Annotated in this window: 22 protein-coding genes and 1 tRNA gene; 15 read left to right on the forward strand and 8 right to left on the reverse strand. The window is 72.5% G+C overall.

What is annotated here, in order from left to right:
• Positions 1 to 46 precede the first annotated feature (46 nt).
• Complete coding sequence (locus tag BLR95_RS01195; protein ID WP_092614155.1) at positions 47 to 772, forward strand: class I SAM-dependent methyltransferase; 726 nt, start codon at positions 47 to 49, stop codon at positions 770 to 772.
• Positions 773 to 1042: 270 nt separating this feature from the next.
• Here BLR95_RS01195 and BLR95_RS01200 read toward each other — a convergent pair whose 3' ends face one another.
• Positions 1043 to 2569 carry a malonate--CoA ligase gene (locus BLR95_RS01200; protein ID WP_092614157.1) on the reverse strand — a complete coding sequence of 509 codons (1527 nt, stop codon included), beginning with the start codon at positions 2567 to 2569 and terminating at the stop codon, positions 1043 to 1045.
• 205 nt (positions 2570 to 2774) lie between these two features.
• On the opposite strand from BLR95_RS01200, the gene dgcN reads away from it, so the two are divergent.
• Together dgcN and dgcA are read left to right on the forward strand one after the other, a co-directional pair.
• Positions 2775 to 3794, forward strand: a complete 1020-nt coding sequence (gene dgcN / locus BLR95_RS01205) for an N-acetyltransferase DgcN (protein ID WP_092614159.1) — start codon at positions 2775 to 2777, stop codon at positions 3792 to 3794.
• An 11-nt stretch (positions 3795 to 3805) separates the two neighbouring features.
• Positions 3806 to 4795: an N-acetyl-D-Glu racemase DgcA gene (gene dgcA, locus BLR95_RS01210; RefSeq protein WP_092614161.1), complete on the forward strand. Its 990-nt coding sequence runs from the start codon at positions 3806 to 3808 to the stop codon at positions 4793 to 4795.
• A 103-nt stretch (positions 4796 to 4898) separates the two neighbouring features.
• On the opposite strand, the gene BLR95_RS01215 is transcribed toward dgcA, so the two are convergent.
• Positions 4899 to 5531: an NUDIX domain-containing protein gene (locus BLR95_RS01215; RefSeq protein WP_176787511.1), complete on the reverse strand. Its 633-nt coding sequence runs from the start codon at positions 5529 to 5531 to the stop codon at positions 4899 to 4901.
• Positions 5532 to 5649: 118 nt separating this feature from the next.
• Between BLR95_RS01215 and BLR95_RS01220 the strand changes: the two genes are divergently transcribed.
• The 5 genes from BLR95_RS01220 (at position 5650) to BLR95_RS01240 (ending at position 13212) form a co-directional block, all read left to right on the forward strand.
• Positions 5650 to 6930, forward strand: coding sequence for a bifunctional alpha/beta hydrolase/OsmC family protein (locus BLR95_RS01220; RefSeq protein WP_092614165.1), 1281 nt, complete (start codon positions 5650 to 5652; stop codon positions 6928 to 6930).
• Between the two features lie 74 nt (positions 6931 to 7004).
• Positions 7005 to 9446 carry a PAS domain S-box protein gene (locus tag BLR95_RS01225; RefSeq protein WP_092614167.1) on the forward strand — a complete coding sequence of 814 codons (2442 nt, stop codon included), beginning with the start codon at positions 7005 to 7007 and terminating at the stop codon, positions 9444 to 9446.
• Positions 9443 to 9937, forward strand: coding sequence for a response regulator (locus tag BLR95_RS01230; RefSeq protein ID WP_092614169.1), 495 nt, complete (start codon positions 9443 to 9445; stop codon positions 9935 to 9937). Before BLR95_RS01225 ends, BLR95_RS01230 begins: the two co-directional genes overlap by 4 nt.
• Complete coding sequence (locus tag BLR95_RS01235) at positions 9934 to 10587, forward strand: hypothetical protein (RefSeq protein WP_092614171.1); 654 nt, start codon at positions 9934 to 9936, stop codon at positions 10585 to 10587. The genes BLR95_RS01230 and BLR95_RS01235 overlap by 4 nt, the downstream gene beginning before the upstream one ends.
• A gap of 102 nt (positions 10588 to 10689) precedes the next feature.
• Positions 10690 to 13212 (forward strand): hybrid sensor histidine kinase/response regulator, encoded by a 2523-nt coding sequence (locus BLR95_RS01240; protein WP_092614173.1) that lies wholly within the window; start codon positions 10690 to 10692, stop codon positions 13210 to 13212.
• 20 nt (positions 13213 to 13232) lie between these two features.
• Here the strand turns inward: BLR95_RS01240 and BLR95_RS01245 are convergent, their stop codons facing one another.
• Entirely contained in the window at positions 13233 to 15395 is a 2163-nt protein-coding gene (locus tag BLR95_RS01245; RefSeq protein ID WP_092614175.1) for a ComEC/Rec2 family competence protein, read from the reverse strand.
• A 201-nt stretch (positions 15396 to 15596) separates the two neighbouring features.
• Between BLR95_RS01245 and gltX the strand changes: the two genes are divergently transcribed.
• Both gltX and gltA read left to right on the forward strand, forming a co-directional pair.
• The gene (gltX, locus tag BLR95_RS01250) at positions 15597 to 17003 is read left to right on the forward strand and encodes a glutamate--tRNA ligase (RefSeq protein ID WP_092614177.1); all 1407 of its coding nucleotides are present in this window, start codon (positions 15597 to 15599) and stop codon (positions 17001 to 17003) included.
• A 68-nt stretch (positions 17004 to 17071) separates the two neighbouring features.
• On the forward strand, positions 17072 to 18379 hold the full coding sequence (gene gltA, locus BLR95_RS01255; RefSeq protein WP_092614179.1) for a citrate synthase: 1308 nt from the start codon (positions 17072 to 17074) through the stop codon (positions 18377 to 18379).
• Between the two features lie 224 nt (positions 18380 to 18603).
• On the opposite strand, the gene BLR95_RS01260 is transcribed toward gltA, so the two are convergent.
• The 3 genes from BLR95_RS01260 to BLR95_RS01270 form a co-directional block, all read right to left on the reverse strand.
• A tRNA-Phe gene (locus BLR95_RS01260) sits at positions 18604 to 18679 on the reverse strand.
• 169 nt (positions 18680 to 18848) lie between these two features.
• Complete coding sequence (locus BLR95_RS01265) at positions 18849 to 19061, reverse strand: heavy-metal-associated domain-containing protein (RefSeq protein WP_092614181.1); 213 nt, start codon at positions 19059 to 19061, stop codon at positions 18849 to 18851.
• 23 nt (positions 19062 to 19084) lie between these two features.
• Complete coding sequence (locus BLR95_RS01270; protein WP_092614183.1) at positions 19085 to 20320, reverse strand: divergent polysaccharide deacetylase family protein; 1236 nt, start codon at positions 20318 to 20320, stop codon at positions 19085 to 19087.
• A 218-nt stretch (positions 20321 to 20538) separates the two neighbouring features.
• Here BLR95_RS01270 and BLR95_RS01275 point away from each other — a divergent pair, with 218 nt between their 5' ends.
• The 5 genes from BLR95_RS01275 to BLR95_RS01295 all read left to right on the forward strand — a co-directional run bounded on the left by BLR95_RS01275 (position 20539) and on the right by BLR95_RS01295 (position 24444).
• The gene (locus BLR95_RS01275; protein WP_092614185.1) at positions 20539 to 21132 is read left to right on the forward strand and encodes an anthranilate synthase component II; all 594 of its coding nucleotides are present in this window, start codon (positions 20539 to 20541) and stop codon (positions 21130 to 21132) included.
• A gap of 36 nt (positions 21133 to 21168) precedes the next feature.
• A complete protein-coding gene (trpD, locus tag BLR95_RS01280; RefSeq protein WP_092614187.1) occupies positions 21169 to 22197 on the forward strand; it encodes an anthranilate phosphoribosyltransferase in 1029 nt (342 codons plus the stop codon).
• Positions 22197 to 23021 carry an indole-3-glycerol phosphate synthase TrpC gene (trpC, locus tag BLR95_RS01285; RefSeq protein WP_092614188.1) on the forward strand — a complete coding sequence of 275 codons (825 nt, stop codon included), beginning with the start codon at positions 22197 to 22199 and terminating at the stop codon, positions 23019 to 23021. Before trpD ends, trpC begins: the two co-directional genes overlap by 1 nt.
• Positions 23022 to 23507, forward strand: coding sequence for a cyclic pyranopterin monophosphate synthase MoaC (gene moaC, locus BLR95_RS01290; protein WP_092614190.1), 486 nt, complete (start codon positions 23022 to 23024; stop codon positions 23505 to 23507).
• Between the two features lie 100 nt (positions 23508 to 23607).
• The gene (locus BLR95_RS01295) at positions 23608 to 24444 is read left to right on the forward strand and encodes a LexA family protein (RefSeq protein ID WP_092614192.1); all 837 of its coding nucleotides are present in this window, start codon (positions 23608 to 23610) and stop codon (positions 24442 to 24444) included.
• 521 nt (positions 24445 to 24965) lie between these two features.
• On the opposite strand, the gene mobA is transcribed toward BLR95_RS01295, so the two are convergent.
• Positions 24966 to 25586, reverse strand: coding sequence for a molybdenum cofactor guanylyltransferase MobA (gene mobA / locus BLR95_RS01300; RefSeq protein WP_218119447.1), 621 nt, complete (start codon positions 25584 to 25586; stop codon positions 24966 to 24968).
• Entirely contained in the window at positions 25583 to 26347 is a 765-nt protein-coding gene (locus BLR95_RS01305; RefSeq protein ID WP_092614194.1) for an alpha/beta fold hydrolase, read from the reverse strand. The genes mobA and BLR95_RS01305 overlap by 4 nt, the downstream gene beginning before the upstream one ends.
• Positions 26348 to 26394 lie beyond the last annotated feature (47 nt).

The following is a 26394-nucleotide window of genomic DNA, read 5'->3' on the forward strand; positions in this document are numbered from 1 at the left end:
CGCCTCGGGTACCTGGGGCTTGACTGCCCCCGGTGCCCGAGGCCCCATGACCGAGCCCCCCAGCTTCCGCGACCTGCTCTGCCGCGAGGTCCACCCCGACCTGCCGGCCGACGAGGCGCTGCGCCAACTGGCCCTGGCCAACACCTACGACAATCTGGTCGGCGACCTGGGGCCAACCCACAACGCCGTGCTGTGGCCCAACCGGCGCGGCCAACGCGACCGCTTCGCCGCCCTGTGCCACATCTTCGGCCTGGATCGCTGGAAAGGCGGGGTCAGCATCAACGACCTGGGCTGCGGCTACGGCGCCCTGTTCGCCTACCTGCGCTGGCGCCCGGTGCTGCGCGGCGGCAGCTATCGCGGCTTCGACCTCTCCGGGCGCATGATCGACACCGCCCGACGCCGCCACACCGACCGTCGGGCCAGCTTCGCCAGGGCCGACATGGCCGACCGGGTGGCCGACTACTCCCTGGCCTCGGGCACCTTCGGCATCAAAGCCGGCGCCAACGGCCCCGGCGACAGCGACCAGGTCTGGGCCGAACACGTCCGAACCACCGTCACCCGACTCGCCGACTTCAGCGAAAAAGGCCTCGCCTTCAACCTGCTGCACGAACGGGCCCGCGACAAACGCGACCATACCCTCTACTACTCCCCAGCCGAACCCTGGCTCGAATTCGCCCGCGACACCCTCTCCCCCAAAGCCCAAACCATCGACTCCGGAAGCCCCTTCGACTTCACCGTCCTCATCCCCCTCGGCAAACACCGCCGCCGTTGACCCGAACCCCCCAAGGGCCGGAGCGTGGTCGACCGAGCCAAGGGGGCGCTGCCCCCTTGGAACCCCCGCCGGGGGAGCCTGGGGCTCCCCCGGACCCCCGCCGCGAGTTAAAGCCGATAAGAGGGGGGTATCCGAGCGCACGCGCTCGGATACCCCCCTCTTATCGGCTTTGATTCATGGTGGGGTCTGGGGAGGCCTCGGGCCTCCCCAGCGGGGTTCAAAGGGGCGGCGCCCCTTTGCTTGGCTGACCGCGCTCCGGCCCTTGGGGGCTCAGGTGAACAGCGAGCGGTGTTGGTCGCGCAGGAGGTTTTTCTGCACTTTGCCCATGGTGTTGCGGGGCAGGGTATCGGTGGTGAAGACTTTTTTCGGCACCTTGTAGTTGGCCAGGGTGTTTTTCAGGTGGTTGATGATGGTGTCGCCGTCTGGGGTTTGGTTGTCGGCGGGCACGACGATGGCGATGCCGACTTCGCCGAAGTCGGGGTGGGGCACGCCGACCACGGCCGATTCTTTCACCTCCGGCAGGGCGTCGATCAGGCCTTCGATTTCCTTCGGGTAGACGTTGTAGCCGCCGGAGATGATCATGTCCTTGGCTCGTCCGACGATGGACAGGTATCCCTTGGCGTCGATCAGCCCGATGTCGCCGGTGCGGAACCAGCCATCGGCGGTGAATTCCTCGGCGGTTTTTTCGGGCATCCGCCAGTAGCCCAGCATGACGTTGTCGCCTTTCACCTGGATGTTGCCGGCGCTGCCGGTGGGCAGGGGGCTGTCGGCGTCGTCGACCACGCGCACCGAGACTCCGGGGAAGGGCAGGCCGACGGTGCCGGGGATGCGCTCGCCATCGTAGGGGTTGCCGGTGTTCATGCCGGTTTCGGTCATGCCGTAGCGTTCCAGCACCTTGTGGCCGGTGCGCTCGGTGAAGGCTTCGTGGGTGGCGGCCAGCATGGGGGCCGAGCCGGCGGTGAACAGGCGCATGTGGGCGGTGGTGTCGCGGTTGAAGGCGGGTTCGGCGAGCAGGCGGGTATAGAAGGTGGGCACGCCCATGAAGGTGGTTGCCCGGGGCAGGTTCTCGATCACCTGGGCAGCGTCGAAGCGGGGCAGCCAGATCATGGCGGCGCCGGCCAGCAGCACGCAGTGGCAGGCCACGAACAGGCCGTGGGCGTGGAAGATGGGCAGGGCGTGGAGCAGCACGTCGTTTTCGGTGAAGCGCCAGGAGTCGCGCAGGGCGAGGCCGTTGGCGGCCAGGTTGCGGTGGGTCAGCATGGCGCCCTTGGGCCGCCCGGTGGTGCCTGAGGTGTAGAGCATGGCGGCCAGATCGTCCTCGGCCAGGGGCAGCGGCGCGAACTCGGCCGGCTGGCTGGCGGCGGCCTCGGCGAGGGAGCCGCTGCCGTTGGTGCCCAGGGGGGCGCCCAGGGTCATGACCCGCGGGCAGCCCCGGGCGGCGGCCAGTTTCTCGGCCTCGGCCTGCTGTTCCGGGCGGCACACGAAGAGGCCCGGCTCGGCGTCGCCCAGCAGGTAGTCCACCTCGTCGCTGCGGTAGGCGGTGTTCATCGGCAGGAAGACCAGCCCGGCCTTCAGGCAGGCCAGATAGAGGGCCAGGGCCTCGGGGCTTTTTTCCACCTGCACGGCGACCCGGTCGCCCTTGGCCAGCCCCAGTTCGGTGAGCAGCCGGGCGATACGGGCCGACAGGGCGTCCATGTCGCCGTAGCTGAGGGTCTGCCCGTCCGGGGTGATCAGCAGCGGGCGGCTGCGATCGGCGGGGAAGTTGCGGGCCATCAGGGCGAAGAGCGAGGCGGTCATGGGCGCATCCGGGCAGGTACGGGAACGGAAGGGCGGGCCAGCGAGCATTCATTCTCGGGCTTCTGAACTTCCTTCATAACTTGCCCGTGGCGGGTTGTATACAATTTACCTTGAGGCCGGCGAGGCCGCCTTTGCGCCGGCCGGGATTTGCGCTACAGATTGGGGGAAACGATCCTCCCCCGTTCAGCAAAGGGAACCTTCAGCGGTGCGTATCGACCAGCCTTACCTGCTTTTCCTCGGCGACGCGCCGGACGATCTGGCCGCCAAGACGGCCGCCGGGATCGCCCAGTGGCGACCCGAATGGTGCCTGGGCCAGCTTACCCTGCCCGGCTGCCGGACCACCCTGGGCCTGCCCGAGATGTCCATCGAGGATGCCGCCAAGGCCGGGGTGCGCACCCTGGTCTGTGGGGTGGCCAACCGGGGCGGGGTGATCGGCCAGGCCTGGATCGACGTTTTCGTGCGCGCCCTGCAGTCGGGGATGGACGTCGCCGCCGGCCTGCACGAGCGGCTGGTCGACATCCCCACCCTGGCCGAGACGGCGGCCATGCACGGCTGCAAGTTGCACGACGTGCGCCATCCGCAGGGTCGCTATCCGGTGGCCAGCGGCGCCTTGCGGCCTGGACACCGGCTGCTCACCGTGGGCACCGACTGCTCGGTCGGCAAGATGTACACGGCGCTGGCCATCGAGCGCGAGATGCGGGCCCGGGGCATGAAGGCCGACTTCCGGGCCACCGGGCAGACCGGCATCCTGATCGCCGGCGACGGGGTTTCGGTGGACGCGGTGGTGGCCGATTTCATCGCCGGCGCCGCCGAGACCATCGCCCCGGCCAACGATCCCGACCACTGGGATCTGGTCGAGGGGCAGGGCTCGCTGTTCCATGCCTCCTATGCCGGGGTCAGCCTGGGCCTGCTGCACGGCGCCCAGCCCGACGCGCTGGTCCTCTGCCACGAGCCCAACCGCCCGCACATGCGCGGCATCCCGCACCACAGCCTGCCCGAGCTGGAAGCCTGCATGGAGGCCAATCTGGCCGCCGCCCGGGTCACCGCGCCGGCGACCCGCTTCGTCGGCGTGGCCTTCAACACCCGGCATCTGGAAAGCACCGAGGCGGCCGACCTGATGGCCGCCACCGCCGAGCGCCTGGAGCTGCCCTGTGTCGATCCGGTGCGCACCGGGGTCGGGCCGATCGTCGACCGGGTGCGGGCCGACTTCCCGAGCGCCGTTTGAGGGCCGTCCCGATGCGCGGAACCCGTCTTGGCGTTCATCCGGAAAGCTGGCCCATCGCCGGGGCCTTCACCATCTCGCGCGGCAGCAAGACCAGCGCCGAGGTGGTGGTGGCCCAGGTGGTCGATGCCCTGGGTCACCGGGGCTGGGGCGAATGCGTGCCCTACCCGCGCTATGGCGAATCGGTGCCCCAGGTGCTGGCCGCCCTGGCCGGTCTGGCCGAGACGGTGGCCGGCGGCCTGACCCGCCAGGGGCTGCTCGACCTGCTGCCCGCCGGGGCGGCGCGCAACGCGCTCGATTGCGCCTTGTGGGACCTGGAGGCCAAGGCCAAGGGCGTGCCGGTATGGCGGCTGGCCGGCCTGCCCGAGCCGCGGCCCCTGCTGACCGCCCAGACCATCAGCCTGGACAGCCCGGAGAAGATGGCCGCCCGCGCCGCCGAGCTGGACGACCGGGCGTTGCTCAAGCTGAAGGTGGGCCGCGACGACGCGCTGGAACGCATCGCCGCCGTGCACCAGGCCGCCCCGGTGGCCGACCTGATCATCGACGCCAACGAGGCCTGGGACCTGGAGCTGCTGAAAACCCTGGCCCCCCAACTGCCCGATCTGGGCGCCGTGCTGATCGAACAGCCGCTGCCGGCGGAGGCCGACCAGGGTCTGGAGGGCGTTCACAGCCCGGTGCCGCTGTGCGCCGATGAATCGGTGCACGGGGCTGATGACCTGGACCACTTGGCCGGACGCTATCAGGTGGTCAACATCAAGCTCGACAAGACCGGCGGCCTGACCGCCGGGCTGGCCCTGCGCAACGCCGCCCGGGCCCGGGGCTTCGGCGTCATGGTGGGCTGCATGGTCGGCACCTCGCTGGCCATGGCGCCGGCGGCACTGCTCGCCGCCGATGCCGATTTCGTCGATCTGGATGGCCCGCTGCTGCTGGCCGCCGACCGCGAGGCCGCCCTGCTCTACGAGCGCGGCCGGCTGTACCCGCCGCTCGGCGTGCTCTGGGGGTAGGAATGGGACCGGGCCGGGGCGGCGGACCGCCGCCCCAGTTTAGGGGACGGGTCTGGGGCAGCGGACCGCCGCCCCAGTTTAGGGGACGGGTCTGGGGCGGCGGTCAGCCGGTCCAGGCGGCGTCCAGGTCGCCGTGGTGGCGCAGCAGCCACAGGGCGGCGATCAGGGTGGTGCTGTTGGTCAGCCCGCCCCGGTCGACCAGGTCGGCCAACTCGTCCAGGCTGACCGTGAACACCCGGATGTCCTCGCCCTCGTGGTCCAGGCCGTGGATGCCCTGGGCGGCCTCGGCATCGACCCGGGCGGCGTACAGCCACACCGTTTCGTCCATCGCCCCGGGGCTGGCCACCACCCCCTGCACGGGCTCAAGGTCGAGGGCCTCGAGGCCGGCTTCCTCCTGCAGCTCGCGGCGTGCCACGGCGGCGTGATCCTCGCCCGGCTCGACCAGCCCGGCGACCACCTCCACCTGCCAGGCCGGCTGGTCGGCCAGTTGGGCGCCGATGCGGAACTGCTCGATCAGCACCACCCGCCGGCGGACCGGGTCGTAGGGGATGACGGCCACGGCAACGCCCCGGCGCACCACCTCGCGGGTCAGCGGTTGGCTCCAGCCGCCGGCGAACAGGCGGTGGCGCAGGGTGCGTTTCTCGACCGGCAGGAAGCCGTCGTGCAGCAGCTCCCGCCCGAGGTGCTCGACGCCTTCCGGCGGGGCGGGATCGGGCGGGATGGGGCGGCGGCTCATGGGGCGGTCCTGTGGCGGGGGATCGGGGTGGGGAGTGTCCTCGCCGGCGCCGCGTCTGGCAAGCCCCGGCTTGCCGGCCCATATGGCGGCAAAGGCCCCTCGCAACCGGACGCTGCCCATGAGTTCCAGCCTCGACTACGCCACCACCCGCCAGGAGGTGCGCTTTCCCGGCGCCCACGGCCACGAACTGGCCGGCCGCCTGGAGCGGCCGCGCGGCGTGGCGCCGCGCGGGGTGGCGCTGTTCGCCCACTGCTTCACCTGCTCCAAGGACGTGCGGGCGGCGGCCCGGGTGTCGGCCGCCCTGGCCGGCAAGGGCTTCGCGGTGCTCAGCTTCGATTTTACCGGGCTCGGCGAGAGCGGCGGCGATTTCGCCGAGACCACCTTTTCCTCCAACGTCGAGGACCTGGTGGCGGCGGCCCGCTGGCTGGAGGAGCAGCACCATGGGCCGGGGCTGCTGGTCGGCCACAGCCTGGGCGGCGCGGCGGTACTGGCGGCGGCGCCCCGGTTGCCCGGGGTCAAGGCGGTGGCCACCCTGAACGCGCCCAGCGGCCCCGACCACGTGCGCCACCTGTTCGCCGAGCAGGTGGAGGAAATCCGCGGCGCCGGCGAGGCCGAGGTGACCCTGGCCGGGCGCCGCTTCACCATCCGCCGCCAGTTCGTCGAGGACATCGCCGAGCACGACCTGTTGGAGGGGCTGGGCCGGCTGGGCAAGGCGCTGCTGGTCTGCCACGCGCCGCGCGACGAGGTGGTGGGCATCGACAACGCCAGCCGCCTGTTCGCCGCCGCCCGCCATCCCAAGAGCTTCGTTTCGCTCGACGACGCCGACCACATGCTCAGCCGGCGGGCCGATTCGCGCTACGCCGCCGAGGTCATCGCCGCCTGGGCCGGGCGCTATCTGGCCAGCGGCGAGGAAACGGCCGCCGCCCCCGAGACCGAGTCCGCCTATCAGGTCTCGGTGGTCGAGGCCGGCCAGGGCGGCCAGGACGGCCAGGACGGCTACGCCAACCAGGTTCGGGCCGGGCATCACCGCCTGATGGCCGACGAGCCGGCCGACCTCGGCGGCACCGATCGCGGCCCCAACCCCTACGATCTGCTGCTGGCCGCCCTGGGGGCCTGCACCGCCATCACCCTGCGCATGTACGCCCGGCGCAAGAAGCTGCCGCTGGAGGGTATCGAGGTTGGGCTGAGGCACGAGAAGGTGCATGTGGACGACTGCCTGGACTGCGAGTCGGTCACCGGCAAGGTGGACGTCATCGAGCGCGAGATCACCCTGTCCGGCGATCTGGACGCAAAGACCCGGGACCGCCTGCTTGAGATCGCCGACAAATGCCCGGTGCACCGCACCCTGCACAACGAGGTTCGGGTGCGCAGCCGGCTGACCGGGACCGACCCGGGGTGAGCCGGCGCCGGCCGCCCTTGCCGCCCAGCCGCCGGTTGGGTCATCATGTGTCCCGCAACCGAAGGTGACGTGGCATGGTCGGGCGCTCGGTTTTGGGTTGGCGACAGGGAGAGAACGGGCACGGTGCCTTCGGCCTGATGCTGATGGCCGCCGTTGGCGTGCTGGTGCTGTGGTTCGCCTTCCAGGCCTGGACCGACTACCGCCACGAACTGGCCTTTGCCGAGAAGGACCTGCACGACCGGCTGACCCTGGTGCGCAGCCACCACCAGCACGCCTTCCACCTGATCGACGTCACCCTCCAGGCGCTGGTCGCCGAGGTCGAGCAGGCGCGCCGCTTCGGCACCCCTCGGGCGCCGCTGGAAGAGCACGAGAACCTGCGGCGCCTCAGCGGCAGCGCCGAGGTGATCGGCTTCCTGGCCCTGATCGACCGGCGCGGGCGGGTCCGGGTGTCGTCCACCCACTATCCCCTCGATCCCACGGTGTGGGTCGAGGACCGGCCCTACTTCCAGGCCCTGGCCCAGGAGGACCGGCTGTTCGTCGGCGAGCCGATGCAGGCGCGCGGCGGCATCGATCAATGGTTCCTGGGCATGGCGCGGCGCATCAACGATCCCGACGGCAGCTTCGCCGGGGTCGCCCTGGCCTCGGCCAGTCCGCTCTATTTCCAGGGTTTTTATGGTTCGGGGACGGGTGTTGACGAACTCTCCACCCTGCTCATCAGTCCCGGCGGCCAGGTGGTGGCCGCCGCCGTGCCGGGGCTGGCGCCCGGGCAGTCGCTGATCGGCCACCCGCTGGCCGAGGCGGCCCGTCACCTGGAGCTGCCGCTGGACAGCCTGCGTCGTCAGCCGGGGCCGGAAACCGGGGGCCTGATCGAACGCCGGTCCGGCGCCCTGGTCGCCGTTTCGGAACTGGACAACGTGCCGCTGCGGCTGGTCATGGTGCAGCCGCTGAGGACGGTGATCCGCGCCTGGAGCGAGCGCCTGCTGCTCAACCTGCTGCTGCTGGCCATGGCGGTGACACTGCTGGGCGCGGTGTGGGTGGCCCTGCGGCGGGTCGAGGCGGAGCGCGACCGCTTCTTCGACGTCAGCCCGGAAATGGTCTGCGTGACCGGCTTCGACCACCGCCTGCGCCGCGTCAACCCGGCCTGGGAGGCGGTGCTGGGCTATCCGTCCGCCGAGCTGGTGGGGCGCGATTTCAACGAATTGCTCCACCCCAGGGACATCGACCCGACAGCCGACGCCGTGGCCCGGCTGGCCCAGGGCGAGGTGGTGCGCGACCTGCGCAACCGGCTGATCGCCCGCGACGGGCACCAGGTGTGGTTGTCGTGGTCGGCGGTGGCCCATGGCGGCCGGGTCTATGCGGTGTCGCGCGACATCTCGGCCCAGGTCCAGGCCAGCCGCGCCCTGGAGGCCAGCGAGGCCCGCCTGCGCGGCATCTTCGACAACGTCATCGACGCCATCCTGATGCTCGACGAGGAGGGCAAGGTGCTGGCCGCCAACCGCACCGTGGAGCAGATCTTCGGCTACACGGCCAAACAACTGACCGGCCAGAACATCGCCCTCATCTCGGCCGACTGGGAGGCGACCCATCTGGAAAGCTTCGTCGGCCACTTCCTGGCCGCCGAGACCGAGATCCTGACCGCGCCGCCGGTGGTGGTGGCGGCGCGGCGCAGGGACGGCTCGCGCTTCCCGCTGGAGCTGGGCCTGAGCGAGGTGTGCGAGGAGGAGGGCGAGCGGGTGCTGATCGCCGTCTGCCGCGACATCACCGAACGCCAGCGCCTGGAGCAGATGAAGGACGAGGTGGTGGCCACCATCAGCCACGAGCTGCGCACCCCGATCACCGCCATCCACGGGGCGCTCGGGCTGCTCGCCGGCGGCCGCGCCGGGGAGCTGTCGGATAAGGCCGCGGGGCTGGTCCGGCTAGCCCACGACAACTGCCACCGGCTGGTCGAGTTGGTCAACGACATCCTCGACATCCACCGTCTGGAGGCCGGCGGCATGCCCTTCACCCTGGCCCCGGTCGACCTCGCCCAGGTGGCCGCCCAGGCGGTCGCCGAGATGGCCACCTACGACAGCCAGTCCCAGGTCGAGCTGGTCCTGGACGGTGATGAGCCCGGCCTGATGGTGCGCGGCGACCAGCGCCGCCTGGGTCAGGTGCTGAGCAACCTGCTGTCCAACGCGATCAAGTTCTCGCCGCCCGGGGGCCGGGTCGAGGTGCGCCTGCGGCCGGCCGGCGACTGGGTGGAGGTGGCGGTCATCGACCAGGGCCCCGGCATTCCCGCCGAACTGCGGCCACGGCTGTTCGAGCGCTTCACCCAGGGCAGCCCGCCGGGCACCGGCGGACGGCGCGGCAGCGGCCTTGGCCTGAGCATCGTCAAGGCCCTGCTGGACCGCCACCGGGGCCATGTGCAGGTGGACAGCGAGCCCGGGCAGGGGGCCACCTTCCGCGTCTACCTGCCGCGCCTCGACGGACCCGAGGACACCCTGCCCCGTCCGCCCGAGGAGGAAACGGCACCATGACTCCCCTTTCCGGCAACTGGCCGGCCGTCGATCTGGAACACGTCCTGCTGATCGAGGACGACCCGGACATCCGCCAGGTGGTCGGCCTCGCCCTGGGCGACGTCGGTGGCCTTCGGGTCAGCGCCTGCGACGGCGGGCAGAGCGCCCTCGACACCCTGGACGGCTGGCTGGCCGAGCCGCCGGCCGACGACTGGATGCACCGCCTGCCGCAGTTGATCCTGCTCGATCTGATGATGCCCGGCATGGACGGCCGGCAGACCCTGGCCCATCTCGGCGCGCGGTCGACCCTGGCCGGCCTGCCGGTGGTGATGATGACGGCGCGCGCCCACGCCCCGGCCGGGGTGCCGGGCGAGGGCACCATCGGCCTGATCGCCAAGCCCTTCGACCCGATGACCCTGGCCGACCGGGTGCGCGACCTGTGGGAGGCGGCGCGCCGGCCCGGCCAGTGGCCGTGGCATCGCCCGCCGGTCGCCACGGGAGGTGGCGTGTGAGGGGGCCAGCCAACCTTCAGGCCCTGGTCACCGACTACATCGCCGACATCCGGCTGCGCGGACCCGGGCCGGGCGATCTGGTCCGTCTGATCGGGCCCCGGCCAACCGACGAGGGCGCCCTGCGGCTGCATCGGCTGGCCGGCTCCCTGGGCTCGATGGGCTTCGCCGAGGCCGGGCGTCTGGCCGGGGCGCTGGATGTGCTGGTCATGGCCGGCCACCGGGCGCCCGACGATCCCCGCTGGCGGGCCCAGGCGATGGCCCTGGCCGAGGCGTTGGGGAATGCCCTGGGCACCCTGGAGCCGGCCGCCTCGGGTCTGCTCGGCGGCCCCGGCGGGATCGGTGGCGGCGCCACCCCGGGCATCGAGCCGGACCGCTGGCTGATCGTCGTCAACGACCCGCAACCCGGGCTGGCCGCCTGTCTGGCCGGGATGCTGGCCGGGGTCGGCTTCACCGCGGAGACGGCGGTCGGGCCGCCGGCCGCCGGGCAGGAACTGGCCCAGCGGCTGGGGGCCCATCTGGTGGTCGGGCCGTCTCCCGAGGCGCCCCGCCATCCCCACCTCGATCCCCGGCCACCGACCCTGCCCGGGCGGCTGATCGAGGCGGTGACCCGCAGTCTGGCGCCGGTTGGGCAGGCGGCCCTGGGTGATTGACAGCGGCCGGGGCTGCCAGGAGACTTTGCTCCTCTGACTTTGCCCCTCTGGCGGGGAGAGGGAAACGTGGCGGCGCGGCGGCAACGGGGATGGAGCGAACGGGTGGCCGGCTGGCTGGTCGGGCCCCAGTTGGCGGATGAGTTGGCGGATGGGTTGGCGGATGGGTTGGCGCGCGAACCGGCCCGCCACGCCAGCGGCGGGATGGCCCCCGGCGAGGCGGCCGGTCTCCTCGTTGCCGGCGTCTCGTCGCGGGCCCGGCATCTGTTCGCGGCGCTGCATGTGGCGGCTGGCGCGGTGGCCTGGGGGCTGACCGGCTGGTGGCCGCCGCTGGTCGCCCCGCTGCTGATAATCGGGTTGGTGATCGGGGTGGGGCTGGGCCGGCGGGCCCGCGCCTCGGCCGTCTGGGGGCGCTGGGCGCCGTCCCTGATGGCCCTGCCCGCCGGGCTGATATGGGCCGTGTTGGGCCTGGATCTTGGATCGGCGAGCGGGGTCGCCGTGGCCCTCGCCGGGCCGCTGATCGCCCTGCCGCTGATCGCCGGTTCGGCCCCGGCGGCGCTGCTGCTGGTCGGCCCGCCGGGGCTCTCCCTGCTGGCGCTGCTGGGGTGGGGGCCGGGGCTGGCCTGTCTGGCCGGGCTGCTGGTGGTTACCCTGGCGCTGTTCCGGCACCGCCTGGAAGCCGCCGCCCAGGCGCTGGCGACGCGGCGGCTGCGCCAGCGCATCGACAGCGCGCGCGACAGCTTCCGGGTGCTGGCCGAGAACGCCTCGGACCTGATCAGCATCGTCGACTCGCTGGGCGAGATCCATTTCCAGAACCCGGCCTCGCAGCGCGTGCTGGGCTACTGGCCGGGCGAGCTGGAGGGCAGCAATTTGGGCGATCTGGCCCACCCGGACGACCTGCCCGGGCTGATCGACTTCCTGGCCCGCGCCGTCGACAGCCCGGCCGACGACCCCGAGCGCCGGCCGGGGCTGCAACTGCGCATCAGGAACCGCGAGGGCGACTATCGCCGTCTTGCCCTGATCGGCCAGTCGGTGCCCGATCTGCCCTATGCCCCGGCGGCGGTGGTCACCGCCAAGGACGTCACCGCCGAGCACCAGGCGGCCGAATACCTGCGCCAGGCGCGCGACCGGGCCGAGCAGGCGGGGCAGGCCAAGGCCGAGTTCCTGGCCACCATGAGCCACGAGATCCGCACCCCGATGAGCGGCCTTCTGGGGCTGATCGACCTGCTCGCCCGGACCGACCTTCAGCCCGAGCAGCGGCGCTACCTGGACCTGCTGGCGACCACCGGCCAGCATCTGTTCGACCTGCTCAACGACATCCTCGACTTCTCCAAGATCGAGGCCGGCCGGCTCGACCTGCGCGAGGCGCCGTTCAGCTTGCCCGAGCTGGTCTCGGCGACGGTCGACCTGATGACCATGCGGGCCGAGGAGAAGGGCCTGGCTCTGAGCGCCGAGGTCGATCCGGCGCTGCCGCCGTTGTGGATCGGCGACGAGCGGCTGGTCCGCCAGATCCTGGTCAATCTGGTCGGCAACGCCCTGAAGTTCACCGAGCGGGGCGGCGTCACGGTGCACGTCGGGCCGGCCGGGGACGCCCCGCCCGACGCTCCGCCGGCGACTCCCCGGGGGGTGGTCTTCTCGGTCCGCGACACCGGCATCGGCATCCCGCCGGAAAAGCGCGAGGCGATCTTCGAGTCCTTCGCCCAGCTCGACACCTCGCGCACCCGGCGCTTTGGCGGCACCGGGCTGGGGCTGGCCATCTGCCGGCGGCTGGTCGAGCTGATGGGCGGCTGGATCGAGGTCGACAGCCAACCCGGCCGGGGCAGCACCTTCCGCTTCCAGATCCGCCTCGAGCCGTGCCCGGAGCGGCGTCGGGCGCGGCGGGGCGAGGACAGCGCCGAGCGCCCGTCGTGGCGCTTCGCGCCGGCCCGGCTGCTGCTGGTCGACGACAGCGCGTTGAACCGCATGGTGCTGCGCGGCCTGCTGGCCGGGCATCCCTTCGAGCTGAGCGAGGCGGAGGATGGCCGCGCCGCGCTCGACCGCCTGGAGGCCGAGGCGCCGCCTTTCGATCTGGTCATCATGGACATGCAGATGCCGCGCCTGGACGGCATCGAGGTGCTGCGCCGCCTGCGCGCCCGCGAGGCCCGCCTGGGCCTGGCGCGGACCCGGGTGATGATCCTCTCGGCCACCGCCCTGGCCGAGGACCGGACGGCGGCACTGGCCGCCGGCTGTGACGAGTTCGCCATGAAGCCGCTGCGTCCGGGGGCCCTGGAGCGTCTGCTCGGCCGCCTGCTGCCGCGCACGCCGGAAGCGGCGGAGGGCGATGACGGCGAGTCGGCGGAGAGTCCCGCCGGCCCCGATCTGTCCAGCCTGCTGCCCCGTTTCGTGGCCCGCGCCGGGGCCGGTCTGCCGGCCCTGGAGGCGGCCATCGCGGCGGCCGACTGGCCCGAACTGGGCCGCCTTGCCCATGGCCTGAAGGGCGACAGCGCGCTGGTCGGGGCGAGCGATGTCACCCACCTTGCCCGCGCCCTGGAGGGCGCCGCCGCGCGGGCCGACGGTGGCGAGGCCGAGGCGGTGCGCGCCGGCCTTGAGGCGGCTCTGGCCGAACTGGCCGAGAACGGGGCCGCCTGATCCGCGTCGCCTTGGCCCTGCTATCTGCTTGAAGGCCGTGCGTGCCAGGGCCGCGCGGTGCCCGGCGGGCGGGCCTGGCGCAGGCGGGGGGCGTCGGCGGCGAGCCACACCGCGTGGGCGCCGCCGGCTTTCAGGCTCGCTCGGTCAATGATCCGGGTGTCCGGGCAGAGGGGCGGCCGGGGCAGGCCGTTGGTGAGCACCAGCACGGCGACCCGGCCGCAGTCCTCGACCGCCGCCCGGGCCGTGAACGGCAGCGCCACGCCGCTGGCCAGCCGGCCGTCCGGGCCCGGGCGCAGGCAGCCCTCGGGGCCGCAGCGCACGGCGCCCTGGCGCACCCCCGGGGCGAGGTCGCCACGGGCCGGGCCGAAGCGGGCCGCCCACTGCGCGCGGGTCCACGAGTCGGCGCGCCCCGGAGTGGTCAGGTAGCCGCCCTGGCCGTCGCCCAGGGCGATCACCCGGCCTTGCGGGCCGATCAGCAGGTCGGGCGGCGGGCCCAGCCAGGGGGCGGCCAGCGCGCCGGCCAGCAGGGGCAGGCCGAGCCAGCGCCGGCGGCCGCGCACCAGGCACAGCAGCAGCCCTCCGGCGACGGCGGCGAGCAGGCCCCAGGCCGGCACGTCCGGCACCCGGGCGGCGGCCCCGGGCAGCCCGGCCACCCAGCGGGCGGCGGCCATCATCACTTCCAGCCCCAGGCCCATGGGGACCAGCGCCAGATGCTCCAGCCCGAGCGGCATCAAGAGCAGGGCGAGCAGGCCGAAAGGCATCACCCACAGCCCCATCCACGGCACGGCGAGCAGGTTGCCGAGCAGCCCATAGGCGGCCAGACGGTTGAAATGAAAGGCCGCGAAAGGCGCGGTGGCAGCCCCGGCGACGAGCGTGGTCAGGGCCACCCCGGCGATATACAGCGCCAGATGCCGGGGCCACGTCGGGCGCTCGCCGAGAACCCGCTGGCGCAGCGGTCGGGCGGCGCCCTCGTAGACCGCGACCAGGGCGGTGACGGCGGCGAACGACATCTGGAAGGCCGGGCTGACCAGGGCTTCCGGCTGGACCAGCAGGATCAGCCCGGCGGCCCAGGCCACCCCGTTCAGCGACAGGGCGGTGCGGTCGGCCAATACCGCGCCCAGCACCAGGGCGATCATGACAAAGGCCCGCTGGGCGCTGATCGGCGCCCCGGCCAGCAACAGGTAGAGGCCGGCCACCAACAGGGCGGCGGCGGCGGTGGGCTTTTTCAGGTCGAGCCGCCCGGCCAGCGCCGGCACCGCCGCCAGCCCGCGGCGCAGGGCGACGAAGGCGAGGCCGGCGACCAGGGTCATGTGCAGGCCGGAGATGGCCAGCAGGTGGGCCACCCCGGCGTCGCGGAAGGCCTGCCAGGTGGCCTCGTCGACGCCGCCCCGGTGGCCGGTCAGCAGGGCCACCGCCACCGCTCCCGGCTGGTCGTCCAGGCGGGGAAACAGCGCTGCCTCGGGCAGGGCCCGGGCGATGCGCCGGGCCACCGTCTGGCGCAGATCGGCCAGGGTCAGGGCGAGGGCGGCGCCGACTCCCGGCGGCTCGGTCAGTGGCAACAGGCGCCACGGGCCGACCGCGTAGCCCACCCCGCCCAGACCCTGGAACCAGGCCCGGCGCGGGAAGTCGAAGCCGCCCGGGGCGGCCGGCGGCGGCGGCGGCAGGACCACGGCATCCAGCTCGATGCGCCGGCCCGGCTCGGGGGGCGACCCGGCCACGGTCAGGCGCAGGCGGCGCGGCGTCGCCTCGGGGTCGAGGTCGGGCAGGCTGAGGCGGTCCAGGGTCACCCGGTGGCGCGCCCCCTTGGGCTCCACGTCGACCACCCGCCCGGCCACCGGCAGCGGCCCCAGGCGCTGGTCGATCACCGGCGCCGCGACCCAGGCCGAGCGCACCGTGCCGGCGCCCAGGCCGAGCACCGCCGCCAGCAGCAGCAGGGCGGCGACCGGCAGTCCGCCGCCCAGCCGGCGGCCCGTGGTGAGGGCCAGCCCGGCCAGGACCATCGCCCCGGCCAACAGCCCCAGGCACAGGCCGGCCGAGGGTTCGCGCGGCAGGGCGAAGTACAGCCCCACCCCGGCGCCCAGGGCAACCGGCAGCCACAGGCCCCAGCGGGGCGGCGGGCTGGCCCGCCGCAGGCCCCAGCGGGGCGGCGGGCTGGCCCGCCCGGCCGGTGTGGTGCGGCCCATGGTGATCCCGTCTCCCGGTCCCGAAACGCCTGTCTTGCTGCACTGCGGTGCGGTTTGTGCTACACGAGAGCATGCTACACGCGGTGTGCGGCGGCGCAATCCACTCCCCGATGCGCCGGCCCACGTTCCGCCCGTTGCCCGTCCGTTGCCCGCCGTCGCCCGCGCGACGGCGTGTCGTTCCCTGTCCGCTTCAGGAAAAAGATGACCGTCACCACCCGTTTCGCGCCTTCGCCGACCGGCTTCCTCCACATCGGAGGGGCCCGCACCGCCCTGTTCAACTGGCTGTTCGCCCGCCACCACGGCGGCCGTTTCCTGTTGCGCATCGAGGACACCGACCGCCAGCGCTCGACCCCGGAAGCGGTGGCCGCCATCTTCGACGGCCTGTCCTGGCTCGGTCTCGAGGCCGACGCGGAGCCGGTCTTCCAGTCGGCCCGCGCCGCCCGCCATGCCGAGGTGGTGGCGGACCTGCTGGCCCAGGGGCGGGCCTACCGCTGCTACGCCAGCGCCGAGGAGCTGGCCGAGATGCGCGCCGCCCAGCGCGCCGCCGGCCAGCCGCAGCGCTATGACGGCCGCTGGCGCGACCGCGACCCGGCCGAGGCGCCGCAAGGGGTCGCCCCGGCGATCCGCCTGAAAGCCCCCCAGGAGGGCGAGACGGTGATCGAGGACGCCGTGCAGGGCCGGGTGACGGTGGCCAACAGCCAGCTCGACGACATGGTGCTTTTGCGCTCCGACGGCTCGCCCACCTACATGCTGTCGGTGGTGGTCGACGACCACGACATGGCGATCAGCCACGTCATCCGGGGCGACGACCACCTGACCAACGCCTTCCGCCAGACCCAGCTCTATCGCGCCCTGGGCTGGGAGCCGCCGGTGTTCGGCCACATCCCGCTGATCCACGGCCCGGACGGGGCCAAGCTGTCGAAGCGCCACGGGGCGCTGGGGGCCGAGGCCTACCGCGACATGGGCTTTCTGCCCGAGGCCATGCGCAACTATCTGGCCCGCCTGGGCTGGGCCCACGGCGACGACGAGATGTTCACCACCGAGCAGGCCATCCAGTGGTTCGACCTGCCCGGGGTGGGGCGCTCGCCGGCCCGCTTCGACATGGCCAAGCTGACCGACCTCAACGCCAAGTACCTGCGCCAGGGCGATGATGCGCGCCTCGCCGGGCTGGTCGCCGAGCGGCTGGCCGGCGAGGGGCTGACGGTGGATGACCCCGGGCGGGCCCTGCTGGAAGCGGCCATGCCGGGCCTCAAGACCCGGGCCCGCACCCTGGTCGAGTTGGCCGACAGCGCGCGCTTCTACCTGCTGCCCCGGCCCTTGGCCCTGGACGACAAGGCGGCCCGTCAGATCGAGGGCGAAGGGCGGGAAACCCTGGCCGCCCTCTTGTCCCGCCTGACCGACACCCCTACCTGGGAACGGGAAGCGCTGGAGGCGCTCACCCGATCCTTCGCCGAAGAGCAGGGTTTGAAGCTGGGCAAGGCCGCCCAGCCCCTGCGCGCCGCCCTTTCCGGCAGCACCGTCTCGCCCCCTGTCTTCGAGGTGTTGGAGTTGCTCGGCCGGGCGGAAAGCCTGGGCCGCCTCGCCGACGCCCTGGAGCCGTCCGCCTGAATCCGCCCCGCTGGCGCCCGGTCCGGCGCGCCAGGCCCTGAACGAACAGCAAAAAGGGACCGCAACCCATGACCGAGACCCACGCCGACACGGTCACCCTGATCGACAACAAGAACGGGGGCACGCGCCACGAGTTTCCGATCATCAGCGGCTCCACCGGCCCCGACGTGATCGACATCCGCAAGCTGTACGCCGAGACCGGCTACTTCACCTACGACCCCAGCTACACCTCGACCGGCTCGTGCCAGTCGGCCATCACCTACATCGACGGCGAGGCCGGGGTGCTGATGCATCGCGGCTATTCGATCGAGGATCTGGCCACCAACTGCGACTTCATGGAAGTGGCCTACCTGCTGCTGCACGGCGAGTTGCCCAACCCCGACCAGAAGTACGACCTGGAGCACGCCATCACGCACCACACCATGGTGCACGAGCAGATCCACAAGTTCCTGGAAGGCTTCCGCCGCGACGCCCACCCGATGGCGGTGATGTGCGGCGTGGTCGGGGCGCTGTCGGCGTTCTATCACGACAGCCTGGACATCAACGACCCGCGCCACCGGATGATCAGCTCGCACCGCCTGATCGCCAAGATGCCGACCATCGCCGCCTGGGCCTACAAGTACAGCCTGGGCCAGCCGCTGATGTACCCGCGCAACGACCTGCGCTACGCCGAGAACTTCCTGCACATGATGTTCGCCACCCCGTGCGACACCTACCGGATCAATCCGGTGCTGGCGCGGGCCATGGACCGTATCCTGATCCTGCACGCCGACCACGAGCAGAACGCCTCGACCTCGACCGTGCGGCTGGCCGGCTCCTCGGGCGCCAACCCCTTCGCCTGCATCGCCGCCGGCATCGCCAGCCTGTGGGGCCCGGCCCACGGCGGCGCCAACGAGGCGGTGCTGAACATGCTGGAGGAGATCGGCAGCCCCAGCCGCACCAACGAGTTCGTCAAGCGGGCCAAGGACAAGGACGATCCCTTTCGGTTGATGGGCTTCGGCCACCGGGTCTACAAGAACTACGATCCGCGGGCCAAGATCATGTCGCGCACCTGCCACGAGGTGCTGGAAGAGCTGGGCATGCAGAAGGACCCGCTGCTGGAAATCGCCCTGGAGCTGGAAAAGATCGCCCTGGAGGACGAGTACTTCGTCGAAAAGAAGCTCTACCCCAACGTGGACTTCTATTCCGGCCTGATCTTCAAGGCCATGGGCATCCCCACCTCGATGTTCACCGCCCTGTTCGCCACCGCGCGCACCGTCGGCTGGATCGCCCAGTGGAGCGAGATGGTCGAGGACCGGGACCAGCGCATCGGCCGGCCGCGCCAGCTCTACACCGGCTCGACGGCGCGCCCCTTCGTGCCGATGGACCAGCGCTGACGGCGGACCACCCGCCTGACACTCGGCAACCGCCGACTTTCCGCCGCCAACTTCCGCCCCCTGGAGCGCCCGCCGTTCCAGGGGGTTTTTGCTTGCCGCCTCGGTCCCGGCGCGGCCAATCGGCGGACAACAAAAAACGCCCCGGCCGGGCGGCGGGGGCGTCTGGGTGGTGGCGGCCACCGGTTTCCTTGATCGAGAAAGGCGCTTTCTCGGGGAAGGAAAGGTGGTGCCCAGGGACAGAATCGAACTGCCGACACTGCGATTTTCAGTCGCATGCTCTACCAACTGAGCTACCTGGGCACGGCCGGGGCGGACCATCAGGTTCCGGCTGGAACCCGCCGCCCGTCCCGGCGAGACGGGGTGTATAGAAAAAATCGGCCGGCCTGTCCAGCGTGTTGTGACAACTTGGTGGGGCCGCCCTCCGCGCGGCTGCGTTGGTGGTGCCCTTGGTGGTGCCCTTGGCGGCGTCTCAGGCGGCGCCGCCGAAGGCGAAGCCGGCGGTTTCCACCGCTTCCTCGACCTTGGCCGACAGCTCGGCCGGGGCCAGCTCGGCGTCCACCGTCACCCGGCCGCTGTCCACGTCAACGCTGACCTGGGCCCCGGGGACGGCCTCGCGCACCGCCTGCTCGACGCTGACGGCGCAGCCGCCGCACTTCATGCCGGCCACGTGATAGGTGCTCATGGGCGGGTCCCTTTCGGCTTGGTTCAGGGTCTGGTTGGTTCAGGGTTTGGGGGCGTGGCGGCCAGTTCCGGCGCGTTGGCCGGCAGGCCGTAGCGGGCCACGATGGCGCTGATGGGAACCAGTTGCAACCCCTTGCCGGGCAGGCTGTCGATCCACGGGGCCAACTCGGCGATGGTGTCGTCGCGCGGGTGCCCGATGGCCACCGCGTAGCCGTGGGCGTGGGCGATGCGCGCCAGGTGGGCCAGTTGCCGGCGCACCACGTCGCGGCCGGCGCGGTGGTCCAGGAAGACGTCGCGCACCGCCAGCGGCAGGCCCAGGTGGCGCGCCTGCTCGCCGGCCACGCTGTCGGCGGTGGTCCGCGAATCGAGCCACAGCAGGCCGCGCCGCCGGACCTCGCTGAGCACCACGCGCATGGGATCGGCCTGGGCGGTGAAGCGGCTGCCCATGTGGTTGTTCAGGCCGACGAAGCCCGGGAAGCTGGCCAATGCCCGGGTCAGGGCGTCGGAGATGGCCAGCGGGTCCATGTCCACGGTCAGGGCGCCGGGGCCGGGATCGATGGCCGGGTTGGTCGGCTGCATGGGCAGGTGGATCATCAACTCGTGGCCGGCCCGGCGGGCCGCCGCGGTCTGCGCCGGCAGGTCCTCTGCATAGGACAGGAAGGAGGTGGTCAGCGGCCCGGGCAGGGCGATCACCCGGTCGGTGCGGCGCCGGTCGAGGCCCATGTCGTCGATCACCACGGCCACCATGTCGCGCCCCGGGTCGGCCACCACCGGCACCGCGTTGAGGCGCCAGGGCGGGGTCGGCGCGCCATCCGGGTCGGCGGCCTCGGGCGGCGCCGGGAGCGGCGTCGGCGGCAGCAGGCGGGCCACCGAGGGCGGCTCGGCGGAGGGCTGCGGAGGCCGCGCGAGGGGCGGCACGATGCCCTCCGGCGTGGTGGTGTCGCCGGTCGGCGGGGCGTCGAGGATCGAGGGCGGGACGCGGTCGCCGGTCGGCCCTTCCGGGGCCTGGCTGAAGTCCTCGTAAATCGGCCAGGCGGTGGTCGAGCGGTGGCTGAGGCGCGGCGGCGGCGGCTCCGTGGGCGCCGAGTGGGCGACCGGCCGGGGCGGCGGCTCGGACAGCATCAGGTCGAGCCCGACGCCCAGCAGCACCCCCAGCCCGAGCAGCCCGACCCCACCCAGCGCCGCGCCGGTGGCCAGCGCCGTCCGGCGGTGGCACCGGGCCCAGTCGGCGAGCAGGATCAGCCATCCGTTGCCGGTCATCGTCGGTCCATGCGCAAGGCGGGGTGGGGGGAGGTCCCACCCGGACTATAGGTCATTCCCCGGGCGCCGGGCCAGTCCCGGCACGGGCGTTGGGCGCCGGGCCAGTCCCGGTACCTTCATTGGACGCCGGGCAAAGCCCGGCGGGGGCGGCTGCCTTGACGGGGGTCCCGGGCGGCGGCATTGTGCCGTATTCCATCCGGGGGAGAGCGGGCCAGCCGATGTTCCTGCTGATCGACAACTACGACAGCTTCACCTACAACCTGTGGCACTATCTGGGCGAATTGGGGGCAAAGGTCGAGGTGCGCCGCAACGACGCCCTGACCCCGGCCGAGGCGCTGGCCCTGAAGCCGCAAGGCATCATCCTGTCGCCCGGCCCGTGCGACCCCGACCGGGCCGGCATCTGCCTGGAGCTGATTGCCGCCAGCGCCGGCACGGTGCCGCTGTTCGGGGTCTGCCTGGGCCATCAGGCCATCGGCCAGGCCTTCGGCGGTCAGGTGGTGCGCGCGCCCGAGCCATTGCACGGCAAGACCAGCCCCATCCACCACCACGGCAGGGGAGTGTTCGCCGGCCTGCCCAGCCCGCTGACCGCCACCCGCTACCATTCCCTGCTGGTCGACCGCGCCAGCCTGCCCGACTGCCTGGAGGTCAGCGCCGAAAGCGCCGACGGGCTGATCATGGGGCTGGCCCACCGCGAGCTGCCACTGTGGGGCGTGCAGTTCCACCCGGAAAGCATCGCCAGCCAGCACGGCCACGAGTTGCTGGCCAACTTCCTGCGTCTGGCCGGCCATCAGCCGCTGGCCCGGTCGGCCTGAGCCGGCCCCCATCCCCGACCCGGAGCCCGCCCCGCGATGTCCGATCCCATGAAGCCCATCCTGGCCCGCGTCGCCGAGGGGCAGAGCCTGTCCGAGCCCGAGGCCGAGGCGGCCTTCGACATCCTGATGTCGGGTGCCGCCACGCCGGCCCAGATCGGCGCCTTCCTGATGGCCCTGCGGGTGCGCGGCGAAACGGTCGACGAGATCACCGGCGCCGCCCGCATCATGCGCGCCAAGGCGACCAAGGTCAGCGCCCCGCCCGGCGCGGTCGACACCTGCGGCACCGGCGGCGATGCCTCGGGCACCTTCAACATCTCGACCGGCGCCGCCCTGGTGGTCGCCGGCTGCGGGGTGCCGGTGGCCAAGCACGGCAACAAGGCGATGAGCTCGCGCTCCGGCTCGGCCGACGTGCTGGGCGCCCTGGGGGTCGACCTGGAGGCCGAGATGCCGCTGGTCGAGCGGGCCCTGGCCGAGGCCCACATCGCCTTCCTGATGGCCCCGCGTCACCACAGCGCCATGCGCCATGTCGGCCCGGCGCGTCAGGAGTTGGGCACCCGCACCGTGTTCAACCTGCTCGGACCGCTGAGCAACCCGGCCGGCGCCACGCGCCAGGTGATGGGGGTGTTCGCCAGCCGCTGGCTGAGCACCCTGGCCGAGACCCTGGGCCGCCTGGGCGCCGAGCGGGCCTGGGTGGTGCACGGCAGTGACGGCCTGGACGAGATCACCACCACCGGGCCGACCCGGGTCGCCGAGTGGCACCAGGGGCGGCTGTCGACCTTCGAAGTGACCCCGGAACAGGCCGGCCTGTCGCGGGCCAACCCGGCCGACCTCAAGGGCGGCGACGCGGCCGAGAACGCCGCCGCCATCAAGGCCATGCTGGACGGCCAGCCCGGCCCCTATCGCGACATCGTGCTGCTCAACGCGGCGGCGACGCTGATCGTCGCCGGGCGGGCGGCCGATCTGGCCGGCGGGGTGGCGCTGGCCGCCCAGGCCATCGATTCGGGCGCCGCGCGGACCACCCTGGCCCGTTTGGTGGCCATCACCAACGGTCGGGAGCCGGGCTGATGACCGACGTTCTGCAGCGCATCTGCGCCACCACCGCCGAGGAGGTGGCGCAACGCAAAAAGACCTGCCCGGCGGCCGAGCTCGAGGCCGCCATCGCCGCCGCCGCGCCGCCCCGGGGGTTCGCCCGGGCGCTGGCCGCCAAGGTCGAGGCAGGCGGCTACGGGCTGATCGCCGAGATCAAGCAGGCCTCGCCCTCGGCCGGCCTGATCCGCCCCGACTTCAATCCGGCCGAGCTGGCCAAAAGCTATGCCGCCGGCGGCGCCGCCTGCCTGTCGGTGCTCACCGAGGGGCCGAACTTCCAGGGCCATCCGGACCATCTGCGGGCGGCCCGGGCGGCGGTCGATCTGCCGGTGCTGCGCAAGGACTTCATGGTCGACCCCTGGCAGATCGGCGAGGCGCGGGCCATGGGGGCCGATGCGATCCTGCTCATCCTGGCGGCGCTCGACGACACCCTGGCCGCCGAGATGGAGGCCGCGGCCTTTGATCTGGGCATGGATGTGCTGGCCGAGGTGCACGATCTGGGCGAGCTGGAGCGCGCCCTGAGCGTGCTGAAGACACCGCTGATCGGCATCAACAACCGCAACCTGAAGACCCTCAAGACCGACCTTGCGGTGACCGAGGCGCTGGCCCCGCTGGTCCCGGCGGAGCGCGATCTGGTCGCCGAAAGCGGCCTTCACGCGCCGGCCGATCTGGCCCGCATGGCGGCGGTCGGGGCGCGCCGCTTCCTGATCGGCGAAAGCCTGATGCGCCAGCCCGATCCCGGCGCGGCGGCCGGCGCCCTGCTCGCCGAGCCGCTGCCGGAAGGCGCCGCCGGGGGCCTCTAGGTGGGCGGCCTGACCCACTTCGACGGCGACGGCGCGGCCCACATGGTCGATGTGGGCGACAAGCCCGAGACCGAGCGCCGGGCGGTGGCCGAGGGGCGGATCTTCATGACCGCCGAGACCCTGGCCCTGATCCGCGCCGGCACGGCGAAAAAGGGCGACGTGACCGGGGTCGCCCGGCTGGCCGGCATCATGGCCGCCAAGCGCACCGCCGACCTCATCCCGTTGTGCCATCCCCTGGCCCTGACCCGGGTGGCGGTGGACCTCGTGCCCGAGGACGATCCGCCGGCCCTGTGCATCACCGCCACCTGCGCGCTGCGTGGCCGCACCGGGGTGGAGATGGAGGCCTTGACCGCGGTCTCGGTGGCGGCGCTGACGGTCTACGACATGGTCAAGGCGGTCGACCCGGCGATGGTCATCGGCGACATCCGGCTGGTCGCCAAAAACGGCGGCCGGCGTGCGGTGGGGACTCCCGACCGGGCGGGGTGAGCCTTGGCGGCCGACTCGGTGGCGGCGCCGATTCGGCCTTGACCTGTTCTCCGAACCAAAGTAGAACAAGTGAATTGTCCCCGCCGCGAGGAATTGCCCGATGCTTACCCGGAAGCAGTACGAACTGCTGAGGTTTATCGATCAAAAATTGCGGGAAACCGGGGTCTCGCCGTCGTTCGACGAGATGAAGGCGGCGCTCGACCTGAAGTCCAAGTCGGGCATCCATCGGCTGATCACCGGGCTGGAGGAACGCGGCTTCATCCGCCGCCTGCCGCACCGGGCGCGCGCCCTGGAAGTGCTGCGCCTGCCCGAGAACCTGGACGCCAGCGACCTGCCGCCGCGCTCCCGCCGGCTGACCCGCATCGAGCAGGAAGAGTTGGGCCGGGCCCAACCGGGGCGAACCCAACCGGGGCGGGCCAACACGCCGCCGGCCAACGGCGACGGGTTCACGCCGGATGAACGGCGCACCGCCCTGCATCTGGTCTCCGGCGGGCGAACCGGCGGGGCCGGCCACATCGTCGGCGCCGACACGCCGGCCGGGGTCAGCGTCAACGACGTGGTTCACCTGCCGCTGTATGGCAAGATCGCCGCCGGCACCCCGATCGAGGCCTTGCGCGACGAAAGCGACCGCGTCGACGTGCCGGCCGCCCTGGTCCTCAAGGGCGAGCACTACGCCCTGACCGTGGACGGCGATTCGATGATCGAGGCGGGGATCCTCGACGGCGACACGGTGATCATCCGGCGCTGCGACGATGCCGAGACGGGGACCATCGTGGTCGCCCTGGTCGACGACCACGAGGTGACCCTGAAGCGCTTGCGCAAGCGCGGCGACTCGCTGGCCCTCGAGCCCGCCAACAGCCGCCACGAAACCCGCATCTTCCCGCCCGACCGGGTGCGCGTGCAGGGCCGTCTGGTCGGCCTGATCCGCACCTACTGAGCCGCCGCGACACTGGGCAGGCCGACACTGGGCAGGCCGACACTGGGCAGGCCCGGGGCGGTGGCTTGGCAAAGGACCGCCGGCCGACGTGGGCTATCGGTCGGCGCGCCCCTTGGCCCTTGCCGCCCGACCCTTGCTGATCGACTCTTGCCAGCCGACTCTTGCCAGCCGACTCTTGCCAGCCGACTCTTGCCAGCCGACTCTTGCCAGCCGACCCTTGCCGCCTGACCCGTTCCGCTTGGGTGACGCCGGCCGGCCAGCCGGGCCTATCGGGCGACCGGGGCGCGGGAGCCGGGGGGCGAGCCGACATGCCTCGGCATGAGGCGGCGCCGTTGCCCCGGAGGTGCGCCGAAGTTGCGCCGGATGATCGGCCCGACGGTGTGACAATGGCGCGCCGGTCTGTCCGCCGGGCGCCCCGGCGTGTCGCCGCCGGCGAAGGCCGAGGGCGGGCGCCGGCAGGGGGCGCGGACCTGGATGCGCCGAGTATTCCCCCCCTCCCGGCTCCTTGACGGCCGGCTTCCCTATTGCTGGCTCTGGTCGAGGGCGGCCTTGAAGTGGGCCACGTCTTCCGGGGTGTTGAGGTTGAGGAAGGGGTCGGGCGGGGCCGGCCAGTCCACCCGCACCGCATGGCGTGCCGCCAAAAAGGTGCCGGCCTTGGCCTCGCCGCGCGCCAGGGCCTCGGCCAGCGGGGCGGCCAGGGCGGGGCGCCACAGGGCGATCACCGGATGACGGCGCCCGGCCGAGGCGGCGACGGCGATCTCGGCGCCGCCGGTCTCCGCCCCCTCCCGCAGCCGGGCCAACAGGTCGTCGGGCAGGGCCGGGGTGTCGCAGGGCACGCCGAGCAGCCAGTCGGCGCCGGTGGCGCCGGCCCAGGTCAGCCCGGCCAGAATCCCGGCCAGCGGCCCCTGCCCGGCGTGGGCTGGCGGATCGGGCAGCCACGGGCCGTCATGCAGCCCGGCCCAGCGCGTCGCCGGGCCGGCGGCGTTCAGGGCCACCACGTCCGGGGGTGCCGGGCGCTGGGCGGCGAGGCGGGCCCGAACGTGGCCCAGCAGCGGCTGCCCGGCCACCTTAAGGCGCGCCTTGTCGACGCCGCCCAGCCGGCGGCCACGACCGCCGGCCAGGATCAGCGCCGCGATTCTCACCCCTTGGACCGCATGAACGCCTCGATGCGGGTGGCCAGGGCGACCGGGGTTTCCTGCATCGGGTAGTGCCCGGCGTTGGCCATCACCTCCAGCCGGCAGTCGGGCAGCGCCTTGAGGTAGGTGGTCTTCATCAGGGCGGCGGTCAGGGCCGGGTCGTGCTGGCCGACGATGACCAGGAACGGGGTTTCCCGGCCCTGCATCTCGGCCATGAAGTCGGTCTTGCCCCAGGCCGGCAGGTAGGCGGCGAAGGCGGCCTGGGTGGTCGTCTCGCGCGAGCGCTTGACCATGTACTGAACCCAGCTCTTTGACAGCCGGCTGCCGGTGGTGAAGTCGATGATGCCGGCCCGCTTGCCGTCATCCTCGGCGGCCCCGGTGAACAGCGCCCAGCCCTCGTCGTCGAAGGGGAAGCCGTTGGCCGGCACCGGAGTGAGGCAGATGACGCTTTTCACCCGCTTGGGAGCGTTGGCGGTGATGCGCTGGACCGCCATGCCGCCCATTGAGTGGCCGATCAGGTGGAAGCCGTCCCACTCCAGGTGGTCGGCCAGGGCCAGGGCGTCGGCGGCGATCTCGTCCATGGTGTACTTGCCCTTCATGTCGCGGCTCTTGCCGTAGCCGCGATAGTCCATGAAGGCGTAGGTGAAGGTTTCGGTGTCCAGGTAGGGCATCAGCGGTCCGAATGCCGTGTGGTCGCCGAACCAGCCGTGCAGCACCATCACCTTGGTCGGCCCTTGGCCGACGATTTCGTGTCCGATCACAGTCATGGGGAATCCCTCCGCCCGAGCGTTGAATGGGGCTCAACTGAAGCAAC

The sequence above is a fragment of the Roseospirillum parvum genome, assembly GCF_900100455.1.
GTDB lineage: Bacteria > Pseudomonadota > Alphaproteobacteria > Rhodospirillales > Rhodospirillaceae > Roseospirillum > Roseospirillum parvum.

Bases quoted from the DNA above. Each gene is read 5' to 3' on its own strand.
- BLR95_RS01220 (WP_092614165.1), top strand. From the start codon at position 5,650: ATGAGTTCCAGCCTCGACTACGCCACCACCCGCCAGGAGGTGCGCTTT.
- BLR95_RS01265 (WP_092614181.1), bottom strand. From the start codon at position 19,061: ATGAGCACCTATCACGTGGCCGGCATGAAGTGCGGCGGCTGCGCCGTC.
- BLR95_RS01245 (WP_092614175.1), bottom strand. From the start codon at position 15,395: ATGGGCCGCACCACACCGGCCGGGCGGGCCAGCCCGCCGCCCCGCTGG.
- BLR95_RS01270 (WP_092614183.1), bottom strand. From the start codon at position 20,320: ATGACCGGCAACGGATGGCTGATCCTGCTCGCCGACTGGGCCCGGTGC.
- trpC (WP_092614188.1), top strand. From the start codon at position 22,197: ATGACCGACGTTCTGCAGCGCATCTGCGCCACCACCGCCGAGGAGGTG.
- BLR95_RS01200 (WP_092614157.1), bottom strand. From the start codon at position 2,569: ATGACCGCCTCGCTCTTCGCCCTGATGGCCCGCAACTTCCCCGCCGAT.
- trpD (WP_092614187.1), top strand. From the start codon at position 21,169: ATGTCCGATCCCATGAAGCCCATCCTGGCCCGCGTCGCCGAGGGGCAG.
- gltA (WP_092614179.1), top strand. From the start codon at position 17,072: ATGACCGAGACCCACGCCGACACGGTCACCCTGATCGACAACAAGAAC.
- BLR95_RS01295 (WP_092614192.1), top strand. From the start codon at position 23,608: ATGCTTACCCGGAAGCAGTACGAACTGCTGAGGTTTATCGATCAAAAA.
- BLR95_RS01275 (WP_092614185.1), top strand. From the start codon at position 20,539: ATGTTCCTGCTGATCGACAACTACGACAGCTTCACCTACAACCTGTGG.
- BLR95_RS01195 (WP_092614155.1), top strand. From the start codon at position 47: ATGACCGAGCCCCCCAGCTTCCGCGACCTGCTCTGCCGCGAGGTCCAC.
- BLR95_RS01215 (WP_176787511.1), bottom strand. From the start codon at position 5,531: ATGAGCCGCCGCCCCATCCCGCCCGATCCCGCCCCGCCGGAAGGCGTC.
- BLR95_RS01305 (WP_092614194.1), bottom strand. From the start codon at position 26,347: ATGACTGTGATCGGACACGAAATCGTCGGCCAAGGGCCGACCAAGGTG.
- BLR95_RS01225 (WP_092614167.1), top strand. From the start codon at position 7,005: ATGGTCGGGCGCTCGGTTTTGGGTTGGCGACAGGGAGAGAACGGGCAC.
- gltX (WP_092614177.1), top strand. From the start codon at position 15,597: ATGACCGTCACCACCCGTTTCGCGCCTTCGCCGACCGGCTTCCTCCAC.
- BLR95_RS01230 (WP_092614169.1), top strand. From the start codon at position 9,443: ATGACTCCCCTTTCCGGCAACTGGCCGGCCGTCGATCTGGAACACGTC.
- dgcA (WP_092614161.1), top strand. From the start codon at position 3,806: ATGCGCGGAACCCGTCTTGGCGTTCATCCGGAAAGCTGGCCCATCGCC.